This window comes from Burkholderia sp. MSMB2157WGS (assembly GCF_001532755.1).
GTDB lineage: Bacteria > Pseudomonadota > Gammaproteobacteria > Burkholderiales > Burkholderiaceae > Burkholderia.
In genome coordinates this window covers 67340-92519 of sequence record NZ_LPJG01000002.1, presented here as the reverse complement: position 1 = coordinate 92519, position 25180 = coordinate 67340, and the positions used below count along the sequence as shown (strand labels likewise).

The window sequence follows — 25180 nt, the reverse complement described above, 5'->3', positions numbered from 1 at the left end:
GAAGCCGCCGAATGATCTCGACACAAGCATCGCGGAGAGCGTCCTGCCATTCCAGGAGCATGCTGGCCGCTTTCCGACAGGCCGTCGCCTAGCCGCCGGCCTCAATCGTCTTTCGATTCGCAGTCCAGAGCAGTTGAAGATCGAAAGACAATCGTTGGAGGAAGTCCCGTATCCCCGCATCGTCGGCTACGACATGCAGGTGCCGCGAAGACGGAATCCGTTTGTTTATTGCCTCACGTCCTACAGGAATTGATATGAAACTCGCATTCTCCAGCATCGCAGCACTGACCGTGGCCGCCGCCGCCGCACTGCCGACGATGGCACACGCAGCCGACGGCACGATCACTGTCACCGGCGCGGTCGGCACGCAGACGTGCACGATCGAGGGCAACGGCGCCGGCGGCGGCAAGGACTTCACGGTCCAGATGCCGAAGGTCTCGACGAGTGCACTCGGCGTCGGCGGCTCGACCGCAGGCCGGACTGCATTCAACATCGGCCTGAAGAACTGCGCGCCGGCCTCGGGCAAGGTCTACACCCACTTCGAGGCAGGCACGACCGTCAACTCGACGACCGGCCAGCTGTTCAACGCGTCGGGTACGGCGAAGAACATCGAGATCACCCTGCTCAACGGTTCCGATTACAGCCAGATCAATCTCGGCAAGGCGCAGGAAAACTCGATCCCGGTTGATCTGGCGAACGGGTCGGCCACGCTGCCTTACTACGCGCAATACGTCGCCGTGGGTGGCGGTGCATCGGCGGGTACGGTGAATACGTCGGTGATGTACTCGATCATGTATCAGTAATCGACACGCCGGCGCGCACCACGCGCGCCGGATCGTCTCCTGGCGCGCGGGCACACTGCGGCCCGCGCGTCGCGCTTGTTTTTCGCGAATCGCGAATCCACGGGATCCGTCACGCGTCAGTTGGATTCCATCGGCGCCGCCACAGGCGACACGGGCTTCAACATCGGCCTGAAATGTCAGTCCGGCGCGAGCCTGTATGTGACGCTCACCGACCTGACCGCCCCCGCCAACACGAGTGATCAGTTGACGCTGGCCCCCGCCTCCACCGCAAAAGGCGTAAAACTGCGCATTCTCCGAAACGGCTCGCCGGTAGGCTACGGTCCCGATTCGCGCGTGGCCGGCAATCCGAACCAGTGGTACGTCGGCAGGGCGCCCGACGACGACCAATATTCCACTGCGTGCGCAATACATCGCGACTGGCCCGGTTTCCGCCGGAACGGTCAAGGGTGTCGCGACGTTCACGACGAGCTACCAGTAGTCGCATGGGTCCATTGGCTACCTCCCGCCGGAGCTCATGCTTGTGCACGAATCCCGCCCCGTCGCCGCACTTCCGGCGAAGACGATGAGGTCGTGCGATCGAACAGACTGCAAAATTCGAACTCGTCCAATTTCGCGCATCACCTGATCGGTTTAATTTTCACCCATTCAAGTGCAATCGAGGTGAACGGGTGAACGACGGATTTCCATTTTTTCTAGCGCGCGCCCGCCGGCGTATCGCGCACTCCGCGCTGCTCGCCGGCGCGATGATGCCCTTGCCGTCATCGGCCCAGGTCAGCGGCGGCGGCCCGCAGAGGGCGGACGGCACCGTGCTGGAACTTGTGCCGGGCGACTACTCGACGACCGGGCATGGCCAGCCCGTACTGACGGCCATCAACGGCGGCCTGCTGGTCACCACCGGCAAAACGCGCCTGTTCTCGACCGGCCACGCCGCACCGGGTGCCTCGGCATGGGGGGCCGGCTCGCGCATCGAACTGCGGGACACGGAAATCCGGACGCGAAGTTCCAGCGCCGGTATCGAGGCCCGCGTCGGCGCCAGCGTGTCCGCGGAACGCATCTCCATCGATACCGATCAAGCCTACGGGCACGGCGTCTCCCTCGCCGACCGCAACAGCCGGTTCGACATCGACGACAGCGTGATCGTGACGCGCGGCAAGGAAGCATACGGCATCATCGCGACCGGCGTGCCGGGCGGCACGATCGACGTCGCACGCACGCTGATCCGCACCGGCGGCGACTTCGCCTACGGCCTCGGCATCAGCTATGACGGCGCACGCGCCACCCTCAGCCGCACCGACATCCGTACCGCCGGAAACTATGCGTCGGCCCTGTTCCTGCCGGGAGCTTCCTCGGTCACATTCGGCGACTCGCACCTGGAAACCGACGGCTATGCCGCGCTCGGCGTGGATACGCGCGAGGGTCATGTCGAACTCGCGCGCACGAACGTCGTCACCCACGGCACCAGTTCGCACGGACTCTACGCATCGAAGGAGTATGCGGACACACCGGTCGTGGACGCGATCGATACGCGCGTGACGACAACCGGCGAACGCTCGGCGGGCGTACTCGCGCTCAACGGCGGCCGGATCGCAATGACGCGCGGCGGCATCGCGACGAGCGGCGAGCGCGCCTTCGGCGTGTACGCGGGCGGTACGGGCGCCCTCGTCTCCCTCGCCGACACGAGCGTCGAGACCCACGGCAAGCGTGCCGCCGCGCTGCGTGCCATCGTCAATGGCACGATCGACCTGCAGCGCGCCGACGTGCTCGCGACCGGCGCCGGCGCGTCGGCCGCAAGCGTCCACGGCGGCACGCTGACGGCCGACGGCAGCACGCTCGTCAGCACGCAGCACAGCGCGATCGACGCGTCCGAGGCCGTCATTTCGCTGCGCAACGGCACGCGCATCGCAGGCGGCAACGGCACGCTGCTGGCGGTAGACGCGGAATCCGGCGCACCCGTACGCCTGACGCTCGATACGGGCTCGCAGGCGGAGGGCGACATCGTGAACCTTCCGACCGAGGACGGCAGCGCGACGCACGCGGTCACCGACGTCGCGCTGTCTCGCGCCGCCGTATGGGCCGGCGCAACCGACGCCGTGCGCGCGCTGTCGCTCGACGCCGACAGTCTATGGTTCGTCACCGCGAATTCCACGGTCGCGTCCGTCGCGCTGAACGACTCGACGATCGCGTTCACGCCTCCGGATGTCCCAGGCGCTCCACGCAGGCTCGTCGTCAACGGCGACTACGCGGCACATAACGGCAAGCTGCTGATCCATACGACGTTGAGCGACGATGCGTCGCCGACCGACAAGCTCGTGATCGACGGTGGCCATGCGTCGGGCAACACGAACATCGTCGTCAAGCACGCCGGCGGCGACGGCGCGCAGACGACGATCGGCATTCCGGTCGTCGAAACGCGCAATGGCGGCACGACGGATACGTCGGCATTCGCGCTCGACGCGGCGTCGGACGGCTACCGTCAAGGTTTCGGCACGCTGTCGGCCGGCGGCTACGACTACATGCTCGCGCGCGGCGGGCACGGCGGCCAAGCGGAAGACTGGTATCTCGTATCGGCCGCGAAGCCCGAACCGCCTCGGCCGCCTGTGCCACCGCTGCCGCCAGAGGGCAACGACGGCAACTCGCCGGAGACGACGCCATCGCCCCCGTCGCCTCCGTCGCGCGCCGTCGCGCCGGAACCCGACGCGTATCTGGCGAACGCCGACGCGGCCGCGATGATGGCGATCCACAGCCTGCATCAACGCGAGGACCGCACGCTGCGCACCGCCGGCTCGACGTCGGGCCCGCTCGACGGCGCAGTGTGGCTGCGCGCCGAAGGCCAGTTCACGTCGATGTCCGGCGGCGCGCGCAGCGTGTCCGGCAACGGCCGCCTGATCCACGCGGGCGCCGACCTGTTCCGCTTCGACGATGGCCGCGGCGGCAGCCTGCGCGTCGGCGCGATGGGCATGTACGGCAGCCAGACGAGCTGGTCGACCCGCCCGCTGTGGAACGCGGCAACGCACCGCATGGCCGACGCCACCGCGCGCGGCAGCGTCGCGGGCTACAACGTCGGGCTGTACGGCACGTGGTACGGCAATCGCGACATCCTGTCCGGCCCGTACGTCGATACGTGGGTCATGTACGGCGCGTACGCGAACAGCGTCGGCGGCAGCCTCGCCGGCGATTCGTACCGCTCTCGCACCGTGACGGGATCGGTGGAGACCGGCTATTCGATCCCGTTCTACGAACGCGGCGATTCGCGGTTCTTCGTCGAACCCGAGGCGCAACTCGTCGTGTCCGACTATCGCGCGGCCGCGCACGACACACCGGGCGGCCGTCTCGACGGGCAAGGCTCGACCGACGTGCTGACCCGGCTCGGCGTACGCGTGCACGGTGTAACCGCAATGCCGTCCGGGCGCGAGTTGCGGCCGTTCGTCGAGGCGAACTGGTGGCATGGCCCCGGCTCGCGATCACTGACGCTCGATCGCAACGCGTTCTCGTTCAGTGTGCCGCGCGATCGTGCGGCGTTCCGCATCGGTGCGACAGGCCAGTTGTCGAAGCGCTTCGCGATCTCGGCCGGGTTCGGCGTGGAAGCGAACCTGTCCGACTATGCGGTGGTCAAGGGCGAGCTCGCGGCGAAGTACCGCTGGTGACGCGGTACGGTCCCGGCTTCCCGCTTCATGCCGACGACGGCCAGGCGCCGCCTCTCGCCGGCCCGGCGTCGACACGGGGCCGACGAGCGCCCCTCGCGCGCCCGAATCGGCGTTCCGCGCAATTTCCGCTATACTTTGCCGACTTGCCGCCCGGTGGCGGCAGGTCGGAAGCGCGCCGATTTGCTGACTCGATTGCGGGCGCGCGAACCGGCCGGGGCCCAGGTTTCGTCTTCGTCCCGGCGGTTCACTACAAATGCGGCTAAAGAGGTCGTCAGCCGCGCATCTCCGACTCCGCGCCTCGCCGACACCGTTTAGCCGCCCAGTCATAAGGCGGAACGAATGGAATCGATCGGCATCGTCGCTCCACAGACCATGCATTTCGCCGAACCGCTGCGCTTGCAAAGCGGCAGCGCGCTCGGCAACTATCAGCTCGTCGTCGAAACGTACGGCGAGCTCAATGCCGCGCGCTCGAACGCGGTGCTCGTCTGTCACGCGCTGAACGCGTCGCATCACGTCGCCGGCGTCTACGCGGACGATCCGCGCAGCACCGGCTGGTGGGACAACATGGTCGGGCCGGGCAAACCGCTCGACACCAACCGCTTCTTCGTGATCGGCGTGAACAACCTCGGCTCGTGTTTCGGCTCGACCGGCCCGATGAGCATCGATCCGTCGACCGGCAAGCCGTACGGCGCGCGCTTCCCGGTCGTCACCGTCGAGGACTGGGTGCACGCGCAGGCGCGCGTCGCCGATGCGTTCGGCATCGAGCGCTTCGCCGCGGTGATGGGCGGCAGCCTCGGCGGGATGCAGGCGCTCGCATGGAGCCTGATGTATCCGGAGCGCGTCGCGCACTGCATCGACATCGCGTCGACGCCGAAGCTGTCCGCGCAGAACATCGCGTTCAACGAAGTCGCGCGCTCGGCGATCCTGTCCGATCCCGATTTCCACGGCGGCGACTACTACGCACACGACGTGAAGCCGAAGCGCGGTCTGCGCGTCGCGCGGATGATCGGTCACATCACCTACCTGTCGGACGACGACATGGCCGAGAAATTCGGCCGCGCGCTGCGCCGTGCGGACGGCGCGCTCGATGCGTACAACTTCAGCTTCGACGTCGAATTCGAGGTCGAGTCGTACCTGCGCTACCAGGGCGACAAGTTCGCCGACTACTTCGACGCGAACACCTACCTGCTGATCACGCGCGCGCTCGATTACTTCGACCCGGCGAAGGCGTTCGACGGCAACCTGACGGCCGCGCTCGCGCACACGCAGGCGAAATACCTGATCGCGAGCTTCTCGACCGACTGGCGTTTCGCGCCGGCGCGCTCGCGCGAGATCGTGAAGGCGCTGCTCGACAACAAGCGCACGGTCAGCTACGCGGAAATCGATGCGCCGCACGGCCACGACGCGTTCCTGCTCGACGACGCGCGCTATCACAACCTGATCCGTGCGTATTACGAACGAATCGCCCTCGAGGTGGGAGCATGAACCAGCAAGCGCTGAATTCCCTGTCCGCGCGCGCGGACTTCCGCACGATCGCCCGCTGGGTCGAGCCGCGCTCGACCGTGCTCGATCTCGGCTGCGGCGACGGCTCGCTGCTGGCGCTGCTGATGGAGGAGCTGGACGTCACCGGCTACGGCATCGAGCTGAACGACGCGGGCGTGCTCGCCAGCGCGAAGAACGGCATCAACGTGATCCAGCAGAACCTCGAGGACGGCCTGCGCCTGTTCGAGGATCACAGCTTCGACATCGCGATCCTGTCGCAGACGCTGCAGACGATCCACCAGACGGCCGCGATCCTGCGCGAAACGGCGCGCGTCGGCCGCGAGTGCATCGTGTCGTTCCCGAACTTCGGCTACTGGTCGCACCGGCTGTCGGTGCTGCAGGGCCGCATGCCGGTGTCGAAATCGCTGCCGTACCAGTGGCACAACACACCGAACGTGCGGGTGCTGACGATCAAGGATTTCGAGGCGCTCGCGCCCGAGGTCGGCGTCACGATCCTCGACCGCGTCGTGCTGCACGAAGGCCAGCCGATTCGATGGGGAGCGAACTGGCGTGGTAGTCTTGCTGTCTATCGCGTCAAGCGCAGCTGAGCCGGGGAGCCGTTGACGGAAGATCCGGCCCGCCCGCGTGCGCGGCCGCCCCTCCTGCGCCGTCCGCGCCGCCTGCGCTGCCGCCGCCATCAGTCAACGCTACCCAGTTCCATTCCATGTCGAAAACGCCACACGAGGCGCCCGCACTCACCGCTCACGAGGATCACCCCGGCTGGCGCGCCTATCTGAACACGCACATGCTGATCTGCGTGTTCCTGGGCTTCACGTCGGGGCTGCCCCTGTTCACGCTCGTCTACCTCGTGCAGGCATGGCTGCGCTCCGAGGGCGTGAACCTGAAGGAAATCGGCCTGTTCGCGCTGATCCAGTTCCCGTATACGTGGAAGTTCCTGTGGGCGCCGCTGATGGACCGCTACGTCCCGCACCTGCCCGGCTGGCGGCCGGGCCGTCGGCGCGGCTGGCTGCTGCTCACGCAGTTGCTGGTCGCGGGCGCGATCGCCGCGCTCGGCTTCGTGTCGCCGCGCGACTCGATCTGGACGGTCGCGGCGCTCACGACGCTCGTCGCGTTCTTCGGCGCAAGCGCCGACATCGTGATCGACGCGTATCGCCGCGAGCTGCTGCGCGACACCGAGCAGGGCCTCGGCAACGCGGTGCACGTGAACGCATACAAGCTCGCCGCGCTGATCCCCGGCTCGCTGGCGCTGATCCTGTCGGACCACCTGCCGTGGGACGCCGTGTTCGCGATCACCGGCGCGTTCATGCTGCCGGGCATCCTGATGACGCTCGTCGTGCGCGAGCCGGAAGTGGTCGGCGCGCCGCCGCGCAACCTGCGCGATGCGATCGTGCTGCCGTTCCGCGAATTCATCCAGCGCGACGGCTGGGCCGGCGCGCTGCTCGTCATCGCGTTCATCTTCCTGTTCAAGATCGGCGACACGATGGCCACCACGCTGTCGACGTCGTTCTTCCTCGACATCGGCTTCACGCGCACCGAGATCGGCATCGTCGCGAAGACCACCGCGCTCGTCGCGAGCGTCGCCGGCGGCATCATCGGCGGCATCTGGCTCGTGAGGATCGGCATCGGCCGCGGGCTGTGGATCTTCGGCGCGCTGCAGATGGTGTCGACACTCGGCTTCGCGTGGCTCGCGCAGCTCGGCCCCGGCTCGCCGGTGCTCGCGGTGCTGTACGACTTCACGATGTCGACGAGCCACGCGATCGCGGCCGCGCTGTCGGTGTTCGGCATCGCCGTCGCGCCGCAATTCAGCCCGATGACGGTCGCGCTCGCGCTCGTCTACGGCTTCGAAACCTTCACGACCGGCCTGACGATGGCCGCGTTCGTCGCGTACATCGCGAGCACGACCGACCCGCGCTATACGGCCACGCAGTTCGCGCTGTTCACGAGCCTCGCGTCGGTGCCGCGCACGCTCGCATCGGCCGCGAGCGGCTTCGTCGTCGCGAAGATCGGCTGGTACGACTACTTCATCGTGTGTACCGCGCTTGCGATTCCCGGCATGCTGCTGCTGTTCAGGATCGCGCCGTGGAACGGTACCGCACGCAACGGCGAGGCCAGCCGTGCGCGGTAACCGCCTGCATCGCCTCGCACACGCGGCGGCTTCGCTGAGCGTCGGCGCCGCGGCACTCGCCGCGACGCTCGCGCACGCGACCGACACCGGCGCGACGGCAGCGGGTTCCGCGCCGGCCGCAGCGCAGGCGACGCCGCCCGCCCCGGCCACGTCCGCCGCGCCCGTTGCGCCGTCCGCCGCGGAAGGCGCGCAGCCGACCGGCGCCGCGGTGCCGGCGAAAGCCTATACGCCGACGCCGCAGCAGGTCCGCTACGGCAACGCGATCGCGTTCCGCACGCTGATCCCGTCACCGCTGCTCGAACAACTCACCGCGAACGAATACGCGCAGATCGTGCAGACGGCCGCCGACAGCAATCGCCTGCTGCCCGCGAACCAGCCGCGCGTGAAGCGGCTGCGCGCGATCGTCGCGAAGCTCGCGCCGTATTCGGTGAAGTGGAACGACCGCGTGAAAAGCTGGGCGTGGGACGTCAACGCGATTCGCTCGCGCGACATCCGCCTGACCTGCCTGCCGGGCGGCAAGGTGCTCGTGTACGGCGGCATGCTCGAGCGCGTGCGCCTGAACGACGACGAGCTCGGCGTGCTGCTCGCGCACGGCATCGCACATGCGCTGCGCGAACACGCGCGCAGCAATTTCAGCATGACCTCGCAGACGTCGCTGCGCGCGGCCGCGCTGCCGCCGCTGTTCGGCGTCGGCGATCCGCTGCCGCAGGCGCTGAACCTCGGCGAGCGCCTGCAGTCGCTCCACTACGATCCGACCGACGAGACCGAGGCCGACGTGATCGGCGGCGACATCGCCGCACGCGCGGGCTTCGATCCGCGCGCGGCGATCACGCTGTGGGACAAGCTCGCGGTCGCGACGCGCGCGAACAAGGCGTCGGGCTTCATCTACACGCACCCGTACAGCAGCGCGCGCCGCCAGGATCTGCTGAATCGGCTGCCGGACCTGATGCCGCTGTACGCGAAGGCGACGGGCAAACGCGTCGAATCGCTGCCCGACTACGCGGGCATCAGCGCACAGCGGCGCAAGATCGTGCGGCGCTGAGCCGCCGGCGAAACGGCGAACGCTACGCGTCCACGTCGGCCATCGCCGGGCGCACGCCGCTGTCGCGCATCCAGCGCACTTCGTCTCCGGGGCTGCGGCCGAACAGCCGCTTGAACTCGCGGCTGAACTGCGACGCGCTCGCATAGCCGACCCGCGCGGCCGCCGCGCCGGCGCCCACCCCGTCCTGCACCATCATCAGCCGCGCCTGGTGCAGCCGCGCGGCCTTCACGTACTGCATCGGCGACGTCGCCGTCACGTGCTTGAACTGCGCGTGGAACACCGCGACGCTCATCCCGGCCTCGCGCGCGAGCGTCTCGACGTCGAGATCGGCCTTCAGGTCCGCATGAATGCGGCGCAGCGCCTTCGCGACGCGGCCGAAATGATGCTGCTGGACGAGCGCCGCACGAATCGCGTCGCCCTGCGCGCCGGTCAGCACGCGGTACGCGATCTCGCGCATGATCGCGGGCCCGAGCACGCGCGTGTCGTGCGGCGACGCGAGTGTTTCGAGCAGGCGCACCACCGCGTCGGCGAGCGGCGCATCGAGCGGCGTCGAATAGACGCCGTGCGGCTCGCTGACCGCGGCGCCGAGCGTCTCGTCGAGCAGGATCGCGAGTTCGGCGATCACCGCGAGATCGACGCGGATCGAGATCGCGAGAAACGGCTCGTCCATGGTCGCGAAGGTTTCGCACTCGAACGGCAGCGGCACCGACAGCACCAGATACTGCTGCGCGTCGTAGACGAACGAGCGATCGCCGAGATAACCGAGCTTGCGGCCCTGGCACACGACGACGATGCTCGGTTCGTACAGCACCGGCATGCGCGGCACCGGACGGCTCACGCGAATGAAGCGCACGCCGTCGAGCGCCGCCAGCGTATCGCCTTCATTCGGCGCGAGACGCGAATGCAGCTCGATCATGCGGCGCCGCACACGGTCGCCCGAGTCGTCGAAAAGGGGCTGGAAGCTCATCGGCGTCGTCCTGTCGTGCAAGAGAATCTGGCTCGCAATGTAGCACCGCGAACGCATTTTGACGGCTGTTCGCGGGCAATTCGAGAGGAATAGGCAAATCTTCCAGACCTTCGGGTATTTCACCGCGGCGGTGCGCTCCTTACGATAGGCACCTGTCTCGCCGCATCGCCACACGATGCGACGGCAGTCTGTTTCGCCGGATCTTTTCCGGACAAGGAGCCCACCGCATGAGCACAACCTATGCCTACGCGGCGACGGATTCGCAGTCGCCGCTCGCCCCGTTCGAATTCCAGCGTCGCGCGCTGCGCGACCTCGACGTCCAGATAGACGTCCTCTATTGCGGCGTCTGCCACTCGGATCTTCATCAGGCGCGCAATGAATGGCGCAACACGATCTATCCGGTCGTGCCGGGCCATGAAATCGTCGGCCGCGTGACCGCGACCGGCCCGCAAGTGTCGCGTTTCAAGGTCGGCGAGCTGGTCGGCGTCGGCTGCCTCGTCGATTCGTGCCGCACGTGCGCGAGCTGCGCGGAAGGTCTCGAACAGTATTGCGAGAACGGCTTCGTCGGCACCTACAACGGCCAGGATCGCGTCACCGGCGACATCACGTACGGCGGCTATTCGACGCAGCTCGTCGTCGACGAGGCTTTCGTGCTGCGCGTGCCGGACACGCTCGACCCGGCCGGCGCCGCGCCGCTGCTGTGCGCGGGGATCACGACCTATTCGCCGCTGCGGCAGTGGAACGTCGGCCCCGGCAAGAAGGTCGGGATCGTCGGTCTCGGCGGCCTCGGCCACATGGGCGTGAAGCTGGCGCGCGCGATGGGCGCGCACGTCGTGCTGTTCACGACGTCGCCGTCGAAGATCGAGGACGGCAAGCGGCTCGGCGCGCATGAAGTGGTGATCTCGAAGGACGAGGCGCAGATGAACGCGCATCTGAACAGCTTCGACTTCATCCTGAACACGGTCGCTGCGCAGCACGACCTGAATCCGTTCCTGCACCTGCTGAAGCGCGACGGCACGATGACGCTGGTCGGCGCGCCGGAGCATGACCACCCGTCGCCGCAGGTGTTCAACCTGATCTTCAAGCGGCGCCGCCTCGCGGGCTCGCTGATCGGCGGCATCGCGGAAACGCAGGAAATGCTCGACTTCTGCGCGGAACACGGGATCACGTCCGACATCGAGACGATTCCGATGCAGCAGATCAACACGGCCTACGAGCGGATGCTGAAGAGCGACGTGAAGTACCGGTTCGTGATCGACATGGCGTCGTTGAAGCAGTAAGCGCCGCCCCAAGCGAAACGGGCCGCCTGTCGGAACAGGCGGCCCGTCTTTCATCCGGCGACCGGGATCACTCGCCCGGCGGCTGCGCGCGCGGCGCAGCGCCGGCCATCACTTCTGGTAGTCGTAGTCGACCGTCAGCGGCGCATGATCGCTGAACTTGATGTCCTTGAAGATCGACGTGCTTTTCGCGGTACCGGCCACACCCGGGGTCGCGATCTGGTAATCGATCCGCCACCCGACGTTCTTCGCGTACGCCTGGCCGCGGTTGCTCCACCACGTGTACTGCTCGGGACGCGGGTCGAGCGTGCGGAACACGTCGACGTAGCCGACGTCGTCGAACAGCTTCGTGAGCCACTCGCGCTCTTCCGGCAAGCAGCCCGAGTTCTTCTGGTTGCTCTTCCAGTTCTTGATGTCGATTTCCTTGTGGACGATGTTCACGTCGCCGCACAGGATCACCTCGCGCTTCTTCTTCAGCGCGGCGAGGTGCGGCATGAATTCGGCCATGAAGCGGTACTTCGCCTGCTGGCGCTCTTCGCCGCTCGATCCGGACGGCACGTACACCGACACGATCGACAGCTTGCCGTAGCGCGCCTCGACGTAGCGCCCTTCGGGATCGAACTCGCTGCTGCCGAAGCCGATGATCACGTCATCGGGCTCGCGGCGGCTGTACACGCCCGCGCCGCTGTACCCCTTCTTCTCGGCGTGGTGGAAATAGCTCTTGAAGCCGTGCGGCTCGACGAATTCGGCCGGCAGGTCGTCGGCCGATACCTTGATTTCCTGCACGCACACGCAATCGGCGTTCTGCTCGCCGAGCCAGTCGAAGAAGCCCTTCTTCGCGGCGGAGCGGATGCCGTTCAGGTTGGCGGTAATCACTCGCATCATGTCGGGTTCCGTTCAGTTCGATGTTTTTACAGGGTGGCAGCTTAACGGATCTTCACGCCTTCGAGCTCGGGCTTCGGCGGCGGGAATTCCAGCTTCATGTCGGTCATCGTGCGCAGCAGCAGCTCGGCGATCATCACGTTGCGGTGCGTCTTCGAATTCGCCGGGATCACGTACCACGGCGCGTGCTCGGCCGACGTCGCGGCGAGCGCGTCGCGGTACGCGGACTGGTAAGCGTCCCAGTGCTTGCGCGCGTCGAGATCGGAGATGTCGAATTTCCAGTGCTTGGTCGGGTCGTCGATGCGCGCCTGCAACCGCGCGCGCTGCTCGTCCTTCGAGATGTGCAGGAAGCACTTGACGATGGTCGTACCGTTCTCGAACAGCATCGTCTCGAAATCGCGGATCTGCCGGTAGCGGCGCTCGCACTCCTTGTCGCCGATCGCGCCGAGCACGCGCGGCACCAGCACGTCTTCGTAGTGGCTGCGGTTGAAGATCGCGAGTTCGCCCGCCGCCGGCACCTGCGCATGCACGCGCCACAGGAAGTCGTGCGCGGCCTCGATCGGCGTTGGCGCCTTGAACGGCACGATGCGCAGGCCGAGCGGATCGACCTCGCGAAACACCGCGCGCACGGTGCCGTCCTTGCCGCTCGTGTCCATCCCCTGCAGCACGAGCAGCACGCGCTTCTTCTGCTGCGTGTGCAGGCGCTCCTGCTGGACGTCGAGCTCGGTCGACACGACCGACAGCCGTTCGCGATCGGCTTCCTTCGAGCCGGACGAAAACGGCTTCGCGGCCGGGTCGAACGCGTCGAGCTTGAATGCGGCGGCTTCCTTCTCGCGCGTGCTGTAGGGCACGCGAAAATCGTCGAGCGACGGTTGTTTCGCCATTCGTTCCTCCGTTGGACGGTGCGATGCATACGATAACGCATCCACCAAACGCAACGGGCCGCCCCGAACTGGTTCGGAGCGGCCCGTCGTCAAGCGCGGTTCAGGCGCGCGCGCATGCTCAGCCGAGCTTCTTCTTCAGCAGTTCGTTGACCTGCTGCGGGTTCGCCTTGCCCTTCGTCGCCTTCATCGCCTGGCCGATCAGCGCGTTGAACGCCTTTTCCTTGCCCGCGCGGAATTCCTCGACCGACTTCGCGTTCGCCGCGAGCACTTCGTCGATGATCGCTTCCAGCGCGCCGGCGTCGGAGATCTGCTTGAGCCCCTTCGCGTCGATGATGCGATCGGCCGCGCCGTCGTCGGTCGCCTTCTCGTCCCAGATCGTCGCGAAGATTTCCTTCGCGATCTTGTTCGAGATCGTGCCGTCGGCGATGCGCTGCAGCAACAGCGCGAGCTGCGCGGCCGACACCGGAATCGCGTCGATCTCGATGCCGTCGCGGTTCAGTTGCGACGACACGTCGCCCATCAGCCAGTTCGCGGCGATCTTCGCGTTCGCCGCGCCGGCCTTCGCGACCACCGCTTCGAAGTACGCGGCCATCGCCTTGCTCGACGTCAGCACGCCCGCGTCGTACGCGGACACGCCGTACTCGTCGACGAAGCGCCGTTGCATCGCGGCCGGCAGCTCGGGCATGCCGGACTGCACGCGCTCGATCCAGTCCTGGCCGATCACGAGCGGCATCAGGTCGGGATCCGGGAAGTAGCGGTAATCGTGCGCGTCTTCCTTGCTGCGCATCGAACGCGTCTCGCGCTTGTCCGGATCGTACAGGCGCGTTTCCTGCACGACTTCGCCGCCGTCCTCGATCAGCTCGATCTGGCGACGCACTTCGTAGTTGATCGCTTCCTCGAGGAACCGGAACGAGTTCAGGTTCTTGATTTCCGCGCGCGTGCCGAACTTCTCCTGGCCGACCGGGCGCACCGACACGTTCGCGTCGCAGCGGAACGAGCCTTCCTGCATGTTGCCGTCGCAGATGCCGAGCCACACGACGAGCCCGTGCAGCGCCTTCGCGTACGCGACGGCCTCGGCCGCGCTGCGCATTTCCGGCTCGGTGACGATCTCGAGCAGCGGCGTGCCGGCGCGGTTCAGGTCGATCCCGGTCATCCCGGCGAAGTCTTCATGCAGCGACTTGCCTGCGTCTTCCTCGAGGTGCGCACGGGTCAGGTTGACCGTCTTCTCGTACGCGGGCTTGCCGGCCTTCTCGTTGGCCGGCACCTGGATCGTGATCGAGCCGCCCTGCACGACCGGAATCTCGTACTGGCTGATCTGATAGCCCTTCGGCAGATCGGGGTAGAAATAATTCTTGCGCGCGAAGATGCTGCGCGGCGCGATGGTCGAGCCGATCGCGAGGCCGAAGCGGATCGCCCGCTCGACCGCGCCGCGGTTCAGCACCGGCAGCACGCCCGGCAGCGCCAGGTCGACCGGGCACGCCTGCGTGTTCGGCTCGGCGCCGAACTGCGTCGACGCGCCCGAGAAAATCTTCGAGACGGTCGACAACTGCGCGTGCGTCTCGAGACCGATAACGACTTCCCACTGAGTAGCCATATGCTTACACCCCTGCCGGTACTTGCTTGTGCCAGTCGGTCGCGCGCTGGAACGCGTCGGCGACCTGCAGCATCCGGGCTTCGTTGAAATAGTTGCCGATGATCTGCAGACCGACCGGGCGCTTCGCGTTCGCGCCGGCGCCGAAGCCGCACGGCACGCTCATGCCGGGCAGACCGGCGAGGCTCACCGACAGCGTGTAGATATCGGCGAGATACATCGCCACCGGATCGTCGCCCTTCGCACCGAGATCCCATGCGACCGTCGGCGACGCCGGGCCCATGATCACGTCGCAGGACTTGAACGCTTCCTGGAAATCGTTCGCGATGATGCGGCGGATCTTCTGCGCCTGCAGGTAGTACGCGTCGTAATAGCCGTGCGACAGCACGTAGGTGCCGACCAGGATCCGGCGCTTCACTTCAGGCCCGAAGCCTTCGGCGCGCGACTTCTTGTACATGTCGAGCAGGTCGCCGTACTGCGCGGCGCGATGGCCGAAGCGCACGCCGTCGAAACGCGACAGGTTCGACGACGCCTCGGCCGGCGCGATCACGTAGTACACGGGGATCGACAGTTCCGTCTTCGGCAGCGACACCGGCACGAGCGTCGCGCCGAGCGCTTCGTATTGCTTGAGCGCCGCGTCGATCGCCGCGCGCACGTCGTCGGCGAGGCCGGCGCCGAAATACTCGTTCGGCAGGCCGATGCGCAGGCCGGCGAGCGGCTTGCCCGCGTCGTTGCCAGGCGCCCACGGCTGGCCGAGGTGGCGCGTGAAGTCCTCGTCGTCGCGCTCGAGGCTCGTCGAGTCGCGCTCGTCGAAGCCGGCCATCGCGTTCAGCAGCAGCGCACAGTCGGACGCGCTCTGCGCCATCGGGCCGCCCTGGTCGAGCGACGACGCGAACGCGATCATCCCGTAGCGCGACACGCGGCCGTAGGTCGGCTTGATGCCGGTCACGCCCGCGAACGACGCGGGCTGGCGGATCGAGCCGCCGGTATCGGTGCCGGTCGCGGCCGGCGCGAGGCGCGCGGCGACGGCGGCCGAGCTGCCGCCCGAGCTGCCGCCCGGCACCGCGTTCGTGTCCCACGGGTTCTTCACCGCACCGAACGCGGAATTCTCGTTCGACGAGCCCATCGCGAACTCGTCCATGTTGGTCTTGCCGAGCGTGACCATGCCGGCCGCCTGCAGGCGGGCGACGACGGTCGCGTCGAACGGGCTCTCGTAATTCGCGAGCATCTTCGAGCCGGCGGTCGAACGCCAGCCGCGCGTGACGAAGACGTCCTTGTGCGCGATCGGCAGGCCGGTCAACGCGCCGCCCGCGCCGCGCGCGAGTTCGGCGTCGGCGGCTTTCGCCTGCGCGAGGGTGAGGTCGGCGTCGACTTGAATGAACGCGTTCAGGTCGCGCGCGGCGTCGATCCGTTTCAGATAGTGCTGCGCGAGCTCGACGGCCGAGCATTCCTTGGCGGCGAGCGCGGCGCGCAGTTCGGTCAGGCTTTTTGCGTGCATTGAGTGGTTTTCCTGGGAATTCTGGGTGGCGCGCGGCGCCGAGCGGCCGGCGCGCTTGTCATCGAACGCTTACTCGATCACCTTCGGCACGAGATAGAGGCCGTCCTGGACGGCCGGCGCCGGACGCTGGTTGTCGTCGCGATCGACGACTTCCGTCACGGCGTCGTCGCGCAGGCGCTGCGCGACTTCCTGGATCTGTTCGATCGGGTGGGCGAGCGGCGCGATGCCGGCGGTGTCGACCGCCTGCATCTGCTCGACGAGGCCGAAGAATTCATTGAGCTGGCCGAGCATGTGCTCGGCGTCGGCGTCGGCCATTTCGAGTCGCGCCAAGTGCGCGATGCGTTTCACATCGGTCAGGGTCAGGGCCATGCGATCACCGGAAAAACAAGGCTGCGCAGTGCGTCGAAAGCAGCACTGCGGCGGGGGGTTGGAGGGTGCGATCCCACCCTCAAAAATCGGGGCCGAAGCGGCAAAAATACCGCCCGTTTCGATTCAAATACCGAGAAATTATAAGGTATCATTACGCGTTCGACCCAAACCCGGCAGCCTTTTCCCGCACCGTTTCGCCCCCTTCGGCAAGCCGTGCGTGCTTCGTGCGATCCCCGGTAGACATCACTCGCAGCTTCGTGCGCCGCGGCGGCCGCTTCCGCCACGCTTCCCGAGGCTGTTATTTTTTCCGCTGCCGCCCTCAGCGCTCGCTATGCAGGGCCGGCCCAGAGCGAAACAGGATTCTGAATGTTCGGTTTTTTGCGCAGCTACTTCTCCAACGATCTCGCGATCGACCTCGGCACCGCAAACACCCTGATCTACATGCGCGGCAAGGGCATCGTGCTCGATGAGCCGTCCGTCGTGTCGATCCGCCAGGAAGGCGGCCCCAACGGCAAGAAAACGATCCAGGCGGTCGGCAAGGAAGCCAAGCAGATGCTCGGCAAGGTGCCGGGCAACATCGAGGCGATCCGCCCGATGAAGGACGGCGTGATCGCCGACTTCACCGTCACCGAGCAGATGATCAAGCAGTTCATCAAGACGGCCCACGAGTCGCGCATGTTCTCGCCGTCGCCGCGCATCATCATCTGCGTGCCGTGCGGCTCGACCCAGGTCGAGCGCCGCGCGATCAAGGAAGCGGCGCACGGCGCCGGCGCGTCGCAGGTCTACCTGATCGAGGAGCCGATGGCGGCCGCGATCGGCGCGGGCCTGCCGGTGTCGGAAGCCACCGGCTCGATGGTCGTCGACATCGGCGGCGGCACGACCGAAGTCGGCGTGATCTCGCTCGGCGGCATCGTCTACAAGGGCTCGGTGCGCGTCGGCGGCGACAAGTTCGACGAGGCGATCGTCAACTACATTCGCCGCAACTACGGGATGCTGATCGGCGAGCAAACCGCCGAGGCGATCAAGAAGGAAATCGGCTCCGCGTTCCCGGGCTCCGAAGTCAAGGAAATGGAAGTGAAGGGCCGCAACCTGTCGGAAGGCATCCCGCGCAGCTTCACGATCTCCAGCAACGAAATCCTCGAAGCGCTGACCGATCCGCTGAACCAGATCGTGTCGTCTGTGAAGATCGCGCTCGAACAGACGCCGCCGGAACTCGGCGCCGACATCGCCGAACGCGGGATGATGCTGACGGGCGGCGGCGCGCTGCTGCGCGACCTCGATCGCCTGCTCGCGGAAGAAACCGGCCTGCCGGTGCTCGTCGCGGAAGATCCGCTGACCTGCGTCGTGCGCGGCTCCGGCATGGCGCTCGAGCGCATGGACAAGCTGGGCAGCATCTTCTCGTACGAGTGATCGCCGAGTGATCGCCTAAGCAGTCCCGTTTGATATGACGCACCCGCGGCGTGGCCGGATCGCTCGTTCAGAACGAACCGCCGCGCCGTTTGCGCGTCTGAGCATTATTTAACCGATCACACGCGCCCGGCGCCGACCATGGAATACAGTCCGCCGCCCCTCTTCAAGCAAGGTCCGCCCGCGCTCGCGCGGCTCATCTTCTTCGTCGCCCTCGCCATCGCGCTCCTCGTGTCGGACGCGCGCTTCAGCACGCTCGAAATCGTCCGCGGCGTGCTCGGCACCGTGCTCTATCCGCTGCAACGCGCGGCGCTCGTCCCGCGCGACCTGTTCATGGGCGCGGCCGACATCGCCGTCACCGGCGCGTCGCTGCGCCACGAGAACGACGACCTGCGCAAGCGCAACCTGCAGCTGTCCACGCAGGCCAATCAGGCCGCCGTGCTCGCGCAGGAAAACGCGCACCTGCGCGCGGTGCTCGAGCTGCGCCAGCACATCGCGACGCAATCGACGCCGGTCGAGATCCAGTACGACACGAGCGACCCGTTCACGCAGAAGATCGTGGTCGGGCAAGGCTCGCAGCAAGGCATCCAGGACGGCTCGCCCGTCGTCAGCGAGGACGGCGTGGTCGGCCAGGTCACGCGCGTGTTCCCGCTGCAATCCGAAGTCACGCTGGTCACCGACCGCGATCTCGCGATTCCCGTGCAGGTGCTGCGCACCGGCCTGCGCAGCGTGATCTACGGCACGCCGAAGGGCGATTCGCTCGACCTGCGTTTCGTGCCGACGAGCGCGGATCTCGTCGCCGGCGACGAGCTCGTCACGAGCGGCCTCGACGGCGTCTATCCGCCCGGCCTGCCGGTCGCGAAGGTCGTGCGCGTCGACAAGCTCGCCGATACCGCGTTCGCCCGCGTGACCTGCGCCCCGGTCGCGGCCGTGCGCGGCGCGCGCCAGATGCTCGTGCTGCATTACCGGAACGACATCCCGCCGCGCCCGGCCGAGCCCGATCCCGCCGCCGACAAGAACGCGAAGGGCAAGAAGGGCGCGAAAGCCGCCGCGAAGGCCGAGAAAGCCGACAAGGCCGACGCGAACGCGAAACCGGCCGCCGCGGCGCAGCCCGCCGTCGCGAAGCCGGCGCCGGCCGCCCCCGCCGCGCCGGCCAAGCCCGCCGCCGGGCAATCGGGAGCCCAGCGATGAACCGCCCGCAATACATCCTGCAGCCGGTCAATCCGTACTTCATCGTCTTCAGCCTCGCCGCCGCGTTCCTGCTGAACCTGATGCCGTGGGGCCGCCTGCCCGGCGTGCCCGACTTCGTCGCGCTCGTGCTGCTGTTCTGGAACATCCACCAGCCGCGCAAGGTCGGGATGGGCGTCGCGTTCGCGCTCGGCATCCTGATGGACGTGCATGACGCGGGGCTGCTCGGCGAGCACGCGCTCGCCTATACGCTGCTGTCGTACGGCGCGATCACGATCCACCGCCGCGTGCTGTGGATGCCGATCGGCGTGCAGGTGCTGTACGTCACGCCGCTGCTGGTCGGCGCGCAGCTCGTCCCGTTCGTGATCCGCCTGCTGATGGGCGCCGCGTTCCCCGGTTGGCGCTATCTGGTCGACGGTTTCGTCGAAGCCGCGCTGTGGCCGATCGCGAGCCATCTGCTGCTGATGCCGCAACGCCGCCCGGTCGACCCGGACGATACGCGCCCGATCTGAGCCGGACCGACCTTGAATACCCGCCGCCCCCACGCCCGCCGCGCGCCGTGCCCCGGGGCGGCACCTCGCCCGCGCCCGCGCACGGGCCAGATTGCCCTTAAATGACCGAATTCAACGACACCCAACAGCAGCTCTCGAGGTTCCGCCTGCGCGTCGCGGCGGCGGGCGTGTTCGTGTTCGTCTGCTTCGGGCTGCTCGCGAGCCGCTTCTTCTACCTGCAGCTGATGCAGCACGGCAAATACGCGCTGCAGGCCGAGGAAAACCGCATCTCGGTCGCGCCGATCGTGCCGAACCGCGGGATCATCACCGATCGCAACGGCGTGATCCTCGCGAAGAACTACTCGGCGTACACGCTCGAGATCACGCCGTCGAAGCTCGACGACACGCTCGACAACACGATCGACAAGCTGTCCGAGATCGTCCCGATCGACGCACGCGACCGCCGCCGCTTCAAGAAGCTGCAGGAAGACTCGAAGAACTTCGAGAGCCTGCCGATCCGCACGCGGCTCACCGACGCCGAAGTCGCGCGCTTCACCGCGCAGCGTTTCCGGTTCCCCGGCGTCGACGTGCGCGCGCGGCTGTTCCGCCAGTACCCGCTCGGCATGACGGCCGCGCACGTGATCGGCTACATCGGCCGGATCTCGAAGCGCGACCAGGATCGCATCGACGCGATGAGCGACGACAACGACAGCGACCAGGAACACTACGATCCGCGCCGCGACGCGAACAACTACAAGGGCACCGACTACATCGGCAAGATCGGCGTCGAGCAGAGCTACGAAACCGAGCTGCACGGGCTGACCGGCTTCGAGGAAGTCGAGGTGACGGCCGGCGGCCGGCCGGTGCGCACGCTGTCGCGCACGCAGGCGACGCCCGGCAACAACCTCGTGCTGTCGCTCGACATCGGGCTGCAGCAGGTTGCCGAGCAGGCGTTCGCGGGCAAGCGCGGCGCACTCGTCGCGATCGAGCCGAAGACGGGCGACGTGCTCGCGTTCGTGTCGTCGCCGAGCTTCGACCCGAATTCGTTCGTCGACGGCATCGACCAGCAGACCTGGGACGAACTGAACAACTCGCCCGACAAGCCGCTGCTGAACCGCCCGCTGCACGGCACCTACCCGCCCGGCTCGACGTACAAGCCGTTCATGGCGCTGGCCGGCCTGACGCTCGGCAAGCGCACGCCGGGCTGGGGCTTCCAGGATCCCGGCTACTTCACGTTCGGCGGCCACACGTTCCGCAACGACGTGCGCTCGGGCCAGGGCTGGGTCGACATGAACAAGGCGATCATGGTGTCGAACGACACCTACTTCTACATGCTCGCGCGCGACCTCGGCGTGAACGCGATCGCGAACTTCATGAAGCCGTTCGGCTTCGGCCAGATCACCGGTATCGACATCCAGGGCGAGGCGCGCGGGATCCTGCCGTCGACCGACTGGAAGAAGAAGGCGTTCAAGAAGGCCGCGCAGCAGAAGTGGTTCGACGGCGAGACGATCAGCCTCGGGATCGGCCAGGGCTACAACTCGTTCACGATCCTGCAGCTCGCGCACGCGACCGCGACGCTCGCGAACAACGGCGTCGTGATGAAGCCTCACCTCGTGAAGGAAGTCGAGGATCCGATCTCGCGTGCACGCCACCTGACCGTGCCGAAGGAAAGCGACGTGATCCCGCTGAAGGCGGCCGACATCGACGTCGTGAAGCGCGGGATGGAGAACGTGATCGAGAACCCGTCCGGCACCGCGTACAAGGTGTTCCGCGGCGCGCCGTACCTCGCCGCCGGCAAGACCGGCACCGCGCAGGTGTTCTCGCTGCAGGGCTCGAACTACAAGGGGCACCTGCTCGCCGAACATCTGCGCGACCACGCGCTGTTCATCGCGTACGCGCCGGTCGACCACCCGCAGATCGCCGTCGCGCTGGTCGTCGAAAACGGCGGCTGGGGCGCCCAGGCCGCCGGCCCGATCGCGCGTCGCGTGCTCGACTACTACCTGGTCGAGCGCCAGAACCCGAAGAACGAGGCCGCGGCCGTAGCCGCCGCGGCGTCGGCCACCGAGCCGGTGAGCGCGCCCGTGGTCGGCGACACCTCGAAGCCCGCCACCATCGCGGCCGGCTTCACCGCGCTGCCGCAGCCGGTCGTGCCGTCGGCGGCCAGTGCGGCCGAGGCGGCATCGGCCGCATCGGCGGCCTCCGGCACGGCCGACGCCGGCGCCACTGCCACGCCGCCGGCCGACGCGAGCGCCGCGGCGCCGATGGCCGCGAGCCTGCCGCCGATCCGGCGCCCGCACCGGCCGCGCCGGCCCGCGAGCGACGCGCAGCCGCTCGTCGCCACGCCGCGGGACGACAACCACCGTGCGACGGCCCCCGCGAAAGCGGCGGACGCCGGCACCGCTCATTGACGGAGAAAGGCATGCAATTCGACAAGCGCGCCTGGCTCGACAAGATCAAGCAGATGTTCGCGGGGTTCGACCGCCCGCTCGCGCTCATCGTGTTCCTGCTGCTGTGCGTCGGCATCGTCACGCTGTACAGCGCGTCGATCGACGTGCCGGGCCGCGTCGAGGACCAGTTGCGCAACATCCTGCTGACGTTCGTGCTGATGTGGGTGATCGCCAACATCCCGCCGACCACGCTGATGCGCTTCGCGGTCCCGCTCTACACGTTCGGGGTCACGCTGCTGATCGCCGTCGCGCTGTTCGGGATGACCAAGAAGGGCGCGAAGCGCTGGCTGAACGTCGGCGTCGTGATCCAGCCGTCGGAAATCCTCAAGATCGCGACGCCGCTGATGCTCGCGTGGTACTACCAGCGTCGCGAAGGCGGGCTGCGCTGGTACGACTTCGTCGCCGCGTTCGGGATCCTGCTGGTGCCGGTCGGGCTGATCGCGAAGCAGCCCGACCTCGGCACGGGCCTGCTCGTGTTCGCGGCCGGCTTCTTCGTGATCTACCTCGCCGGCCTGTCGTTCAAGCTGATCGTGCCGGTGCTCGTCGCGGGCGTGATCGCGGTCGGCTCGATCGCCGTGTTCGAGGAGCGCATCTGCCAGCCCGAAGTGCAGTGGCCGCTGATGCACGATTACCAGAAGCACCGTGTGTGCACGCTGCTCGACCCGACGTCCGACCCGCTCGGCAAGGGCTTCCACACGATCCAGGCCGTGATCGCGATCGGCTCGGGCGGCGTGCTCGGCAAGGGCTACCTGAAAGGCACGCAGGCGCACCTCGAATTCATTCCGGAGAAGCACACCGACTTCATCTTCGCGGTGTTCTCCGAGGAATGGGGGCTCGCCGGCGGCCTCGTGCTGCTGACGCTGTACATGGCGCTGATCGCGCGCGGGCTCTACATCGCCGCGCAGGGCGCGACGCTGTTCGGCCGGCTGCTCGCGGGCTCGCTCACGCTCGCGTTCTTCGTCTACGCGTTCGTCAACATCGGGATGGTGAGCGGCGTGCTGCCGGTCGTCGGCGTGCCGCTGCCGTTCATGAGTTACGGCGGCACCGCGCTCACGACGCTCGGCATCGCGATCGGGATGATCATGAGCGTCGGGCGGCAGCGGCGGCTGATGAAAAGCTGAGCGCGCGGCCCGCACCGCGGCGCTCGGAAACGACGATGCCGGTGTGAGCTGCGCCCCAAGGATTGGACTCGATCCAACCTTTTGGGGCGTGTTTCGATGAACCGCCTGGATGGCTTGGGCGCGGGCCGCTTACGGCGGCGGCGCGTGCGGCTTGCCTTGTTCCGCGCCGGCGCCCGACGCCGGCGTCGGCGCCTTCAGCCGCGCGCTCAACTCCTTGAATTTCAGCCCGGCCGTCTCGTCGCCCTGCGCGGCTGCCGCCGCGTAATACGCGCGTGCGATGTTCAGGTTCTGCGCGACGCCGTCGCCGCCGCGCTCGTAGAACGACGCGGTCACGTACTGCGCGATGGGCTCGCCCGCGTCGGCGGCCTGCTTGTACCACGCGAATGCCTGCCGGTTGTCGCGCGGCGTGCCGCGCCCGTCGAGGAACTGGTTCGCGAGCGACAGCTCGGCCTGCACGTGCCCCTGCTTCGCGGCCCGCAGGAACCAGCGATGCGCTTCGGCCGGGTTGCGCGCGACGAACTCGCCGTCGTCGAACATCCGGCCGTACACGTACTGCGCATGCGACATGTTCGCGTCCGCCGCGCGCTTCAGCCAGCGCAGCCCTTCGTCGACGTTCGCCGTCACGCCTTCCCCGGTCAGCAGCATCATCGCGTAGTTGAACTGCGCAAGGCGATCGCCGCGCTCGGCCGCGTCGTGGAATTGCACCAGCGCCGCGCGATAGTCGCCGGCGTTGTAGTCGGCGACCGCCGATTGCGTCTCGTGCGACGGATCGGGCTTCGCTTGCGGCGCGCCCTGCGCGGCGGCGGCCGCACACACGGCCCACAGGCCGACCATCGTCCCGATCCGCGCGCGCCGGCGGCACGCACCGTCTGTGCCGTTCATGACCGTACCTCCTGCAACGCCTGCCGCGTCGCGCGCAGCAGCCAGCTCACGTCGGCCGACACCGTGATCATCCGGTAACCGGCCTCGCGATACTGGCGCGCGGCCGCCGTGTCGCCGGCGAAGATGCCGACCGCGACGCCGGCCTGCTTGCCGGCCGCGAGCACGCGCGCCATCGCGGTTTCGACGTCCGGGTGGCGGATATCGCCGAGATGCCCGAGGCTCGCCGCGAGATCGGCCGGGCCGACGAACAGGCAATCGACGCCGGGCGTCGCCGCGATCCGCTCGACTTCGTCGACGCCGCGCGCCGATTCGACCTGCACGATCACCGCGACCTGCGCATTCGCCGTCTGCAGGTAGTCGCGGCGCATGCCGAACGCCGCCGCGCGCACCATGCCTGCGACCCCGCGCAGCCCGTCGGGCGATTCGCGCGACGGAAAGCGCGTGAGCCGCACCGCGTGCGCGGCGTCGTCGGGCGTCTCGATACACGGAAACATCAGCGTGCGCGCGCCGGCGTCGAGCGCGCGCTTCACGAGCCACGGCTCCCGCGCCGGCACGCGCACGACCGGCTCGCTCGGCAGGTGCGCCGCGGCGATCGCGCGCAGTTGCGACGCCACGTCGCGACTGTCGTTCGGCGCATGCTCCATGTCGATGCAGAGCCAGTCGTAACCGGCATGCGCGAGCGCTTCCGCGGCCGAGTCGCTGCCGAGCGACAGCCACAGGCCGTACAGCGGCTCGTCGCCGTCGCGCAGGCGTTGTTTGAGGGAATTGGTGAGCGTGCTCATCGATACGGCCTCCGGAACGGAACGGCAATCGAACGGGACAAGCAACAGGCGAAGCGAAACGCGCGGCGCCGGGCAATCGAAGCATGGCGGCGGCGACGGACCGCGCGCCGGAGAACGTGAGTCGGATCGGGCCGGCCGATCTGACAGCGGGCCGCGCAATCGCTCACGCGAGCGTTTTTCGGTGCCGCACGACGATCATAGCGCGGCGGGGTGCTCGATGCGGGAACAGACGGTGGAAGCCGTACCGGCACGGCGCGGAGGAAGGCTAGCCGGCGGC

The 25180-nt window shown here is 67.7% G+C and carries 21 protein-coding genes; 13 read left to right on the top strand and 8 right to left on the bottom strand.

Annotated elements, in window-relative coordinates:
- Window positions 1–254: 254 nt before the first annotated feature.
- From WT53_RS00870 to WT53_RS00845, 7 genes are all read left to right on the top strand, one after another.
- Window positions 255–803, top strand: a complete 549-nt coding sequence (locus tag WT53_RS00870; protein ID WP_034208675.1) for a fimbrial protein — start codon at window positions 255–257, stop codon at window positions 801–803.
- Window positions 804–923: 120 nt separating this feature from the next.
- On the top strand, window positions 924–1475 hold the full coding sequence (locus tag WT53_RS33275; RefSeq protein ID WP_179948979.1) for a fimbrial protein: 552 nt from the start codon (window positions 924–926) through the stop codon (window positions 1473–1475).
- A 134-nt stretch (window positions 1476–1609) separates the two neighbouring features.
- Window positions 1610–4447, top strand: coding sequence for an autotransporter outer membrane beta-barrel domain-containing protein (locus WT53_RS00865; protein ID WP_230624939.1), 2838 nt, complete (start codon window positions 1610–1612; stop codon window positions 4445–4447).
- Between the two features lie 339 nt (window positions 4448–4786).
- On the top strand, window positions 4787–5932 hold the full coding sequence (locus WT53_RS00860; protein WP_034208676.1) for a homoserine O-acetyltransferase: 1146 nt from the start codon (window positions 4787–4789) through the stop codon (window positions 5930–5932).
- A complete protein-coding gene (gene metW, locus WT53_RS00855; protein WP_034208677.1) occupies window positions 5929–6537 on the top strand; it encodes a methionine biosynthesis protein MetW in 609 nt (202 codons plus the stop codon). Before WT53_RS00860 ends, metW begins: the two co-directional genes overlap by 4 nt.
- Window positions 6538–6653: 116 nt before the next feature.
- Complete coding sequence (locus WT53_RS00850) at window positions 6654–8075, top strand: AmpG family muropeptide MFS transporter (RefSeq protein ID WP_034208678.1); 1422 nt, start codon at window positions 6654–6656, stop codon at window positions 8073–8075.
- Window positions 8065–9117, top strand: a complete 1053-nt coding sequence (locus WT53_RS00845; protein WP_034208679.1) for a M48 family metallopeptidase — start codon at window positions 8065–8067, stop codon at window positions 9115–9117. The genes WT53_RS00850 and WT53_RS00845 overlap by 11 nt, the downstream gene beginning before the upstream one ends.
- Before the next feature lie 22 nt (window positions 9118–9139).
- Here WT53_RS00845 and WT53_RS00840 read toward each other — a convergent pair whose 3' ends face one another.
- Complete coding sequence (locus WT53_RS00840; protein ID WP_034208785.1) at window positions 9140–10084, bottom strand: AraC family transcriptional regulator; 945 nt, start codon at window positions 10082–10084, stop codon at window positions 9140–9142.
- A 227-nt stretch (window positions 10085–10311) separates the two neighbouring features.
- Here WT53_RS00840 and WT53_RS00835 point away from each other — a divergent pair, with 227 nt between their 5' ends.
- Window positions 10312–11364 (top strand): NAD(P)-dependent alcohol dehydrogenase, encoded by a 1053-nt coding sequence (locus tag WT53_RS00835; protein ID WP_034208680.1) that lies wholly within the window; start codon window positions 10312–10314, stop codon window positions 11362–11364.
- A gap of 108 nt (window positions 11365–11472) precedes the next feature.
- Here the strand turns inward: WT53_RS00835 and WT53_RS00830 are convergent, their stop codons facing one another.
- The 5 genes from WT53_RS00830 to gatC all read right to left on the bottom strand — a co-directional run bounded on the left by WT53_RS00830 (window position 11473) and on the right by gatC (window position 16585).
- Window positions 11473–12246: an exodeoxyribonuclease III gene (locus tag WT53_RS00830; RefSeq protein WP_034208681.1), complete on the bottom strand. Its 774-nt coding sequence runs from the start codon at window positions 12244–12246 to the stop codon at window positions 11473–11475.
- A 41-nt stretch (window positions 12247–12287) separates the two neighbouring features.
- Window positions 12288–13127, bottom strand: coding sequence for a polyphosphate kinase 2 family protein (locus WT53_RS00825; RefSeq protein WP_034208682.1), 840 nt, complete (start codon window positions 13125–13127; stop codon window positions 12288–12290).
- A gap of 118 nt (window positions 13128–13245) precedes the next feature.
- Window positions 13246–14721: an Asp-tRNA(Asn)/Glu-tRNA(Gln) amidotransferase subunit GatB gene (gatB, locus tag WT53_RS00820; RefSeq protein ID WP_034208683.1), complete on the bottom strand. Its 1476-nt coding sequence runs from the start codon at window positions 14719–14721 to the stop codon at window positions 13246–13248.
- A 4-nt stretch (window positions 14722–14725) separates the two neighbouring features.
- Entirely contained in the window at window positions 14726–16216 is a 1491-nt protein-coding gene (gene gatA / locus WT53_RS00815) for an Asp-tRNA(Asn)/Glu-tRNA(Gln) amidotransferase subunit GatA (protein WP_034208684.1), read from the bottom strand.
- Between the two features lie 69 nt (window positions 16217–16285).
- A complete protein-coding gene (gene gatC / locus WT53_RS00810) occupies window positions 16286–16585 on the bottom strand; it encodes an Asp-tRNA(Asn)/Glu-tRNA(Gln) amidotransferase subunit GatC (RefSeq protein ID WP_006485929.1) in 300 nt (99 codons plus the stop codon).
- A gap of 366 nt (window positions 16586–16951) precedes the next feature.
- Between gatC and WT53_RS00805 the strand changes: the two genes are divergently transcribed.
- The 5 genes from WT53_RS00805 to rodA all read left to right on the top strand — a co-directional run bounded on the left by WT53_RS00805 (window position 16952) and on the right by rodA (window position 23239).
- The gene (locus WT53_RS00805; protein WP_004189550.1) at window positions 16952–17995 is read left to right on the top strand and encodes a rod shape-determining protein; all 1044 of its coding nucleotides are present in this window, start codon (window positions 16952–16954) and stop codon (window positions 17993–17995) included.
- A 138-nt stretch (window positions 17996–18133) separates the two neighbouring features.
- Window positions 18134–19183, top strand: coding sequence for a rod shape-determining protein MreC (mreC, locus tag WT53_RS00800; protein WP_034208685.1), 1050 nt, complete (start codon window positions 18134–18136; stop codon window positions 19181–19183).
- On the top strand, window positions 19180–19692 hold the full coding sequence (gene mreD / locus WT53_RS00795; protein WP_027785749.1) for a rod shape-determining protein MreD: 513 nt from the start codon (window positions 19180–19182) through the stop codon (window positions 19690–19692). The genes mreC and mreD overlap by 4 nt, the downstream gene beginning before the upstream one ends.
- A gap of 101 nt (window positions 19693–19793) precedes the next feature.
- Window positions 19794–22079 (top strand): penicillin-binding protein 2, encoded by a 2286-nt coding sequence (gene mrdA, locus WT53_RS00790; protein WP_034208687.1) that lies wholly within the window; start codon window positions 19794–19796, stop codon window positions 22077–22079.
- An 11-nt stretch (window positions 22080–22090) separates the two neighbouring features.
- Window positions 22091–23239: a rod shape-determining protein RodA gene (gene rodA, locus WT53_RS00785; RefSeq protein ID WP_034208688.1), complete on the top strand. Its 1149-nt coding sequence runs from the start codon at window positions 22091–22093 to the stop codon at window positions 23237–23239.
- Window positions 23240–23368: 129 nt separating this feature from the next.
- Here the strand turns inward: rodA and WT53_RS00780 are convergent, their stop codons facing one another.
- Both WT53_RS00780 and WT53_RS00775 read right to left on the bottom strand, forming a co-directional pair.
- Window positions 23369–24121, bottom strand: a complete 753-nt coding sequence (locus tag WT53_RS00780) for a tetratricopeptide repeat protein (RefSeq protein ID WP_034208689.1) — start codon at window positions 24119–24121, stop codon at window positions 23369–23371.
- Window positions 24118–24903: an HpcH/HpaI aldolase/citrate lyase family protein gene (locus tag WT53_RS00775; protein WP_034208690.1), complete on the bottom strand. Its 786-nt coding sequence runs from the start codon at window positions 24901–24903 to the stop codon at window positions 24118–24120. Before WT53_RS00775 ends, WT53_RS00780 begins: the two co-directional genes overlap by 4 nt.
- Window positions 24904–25180 lie beyond the last annotated feature (277 nt).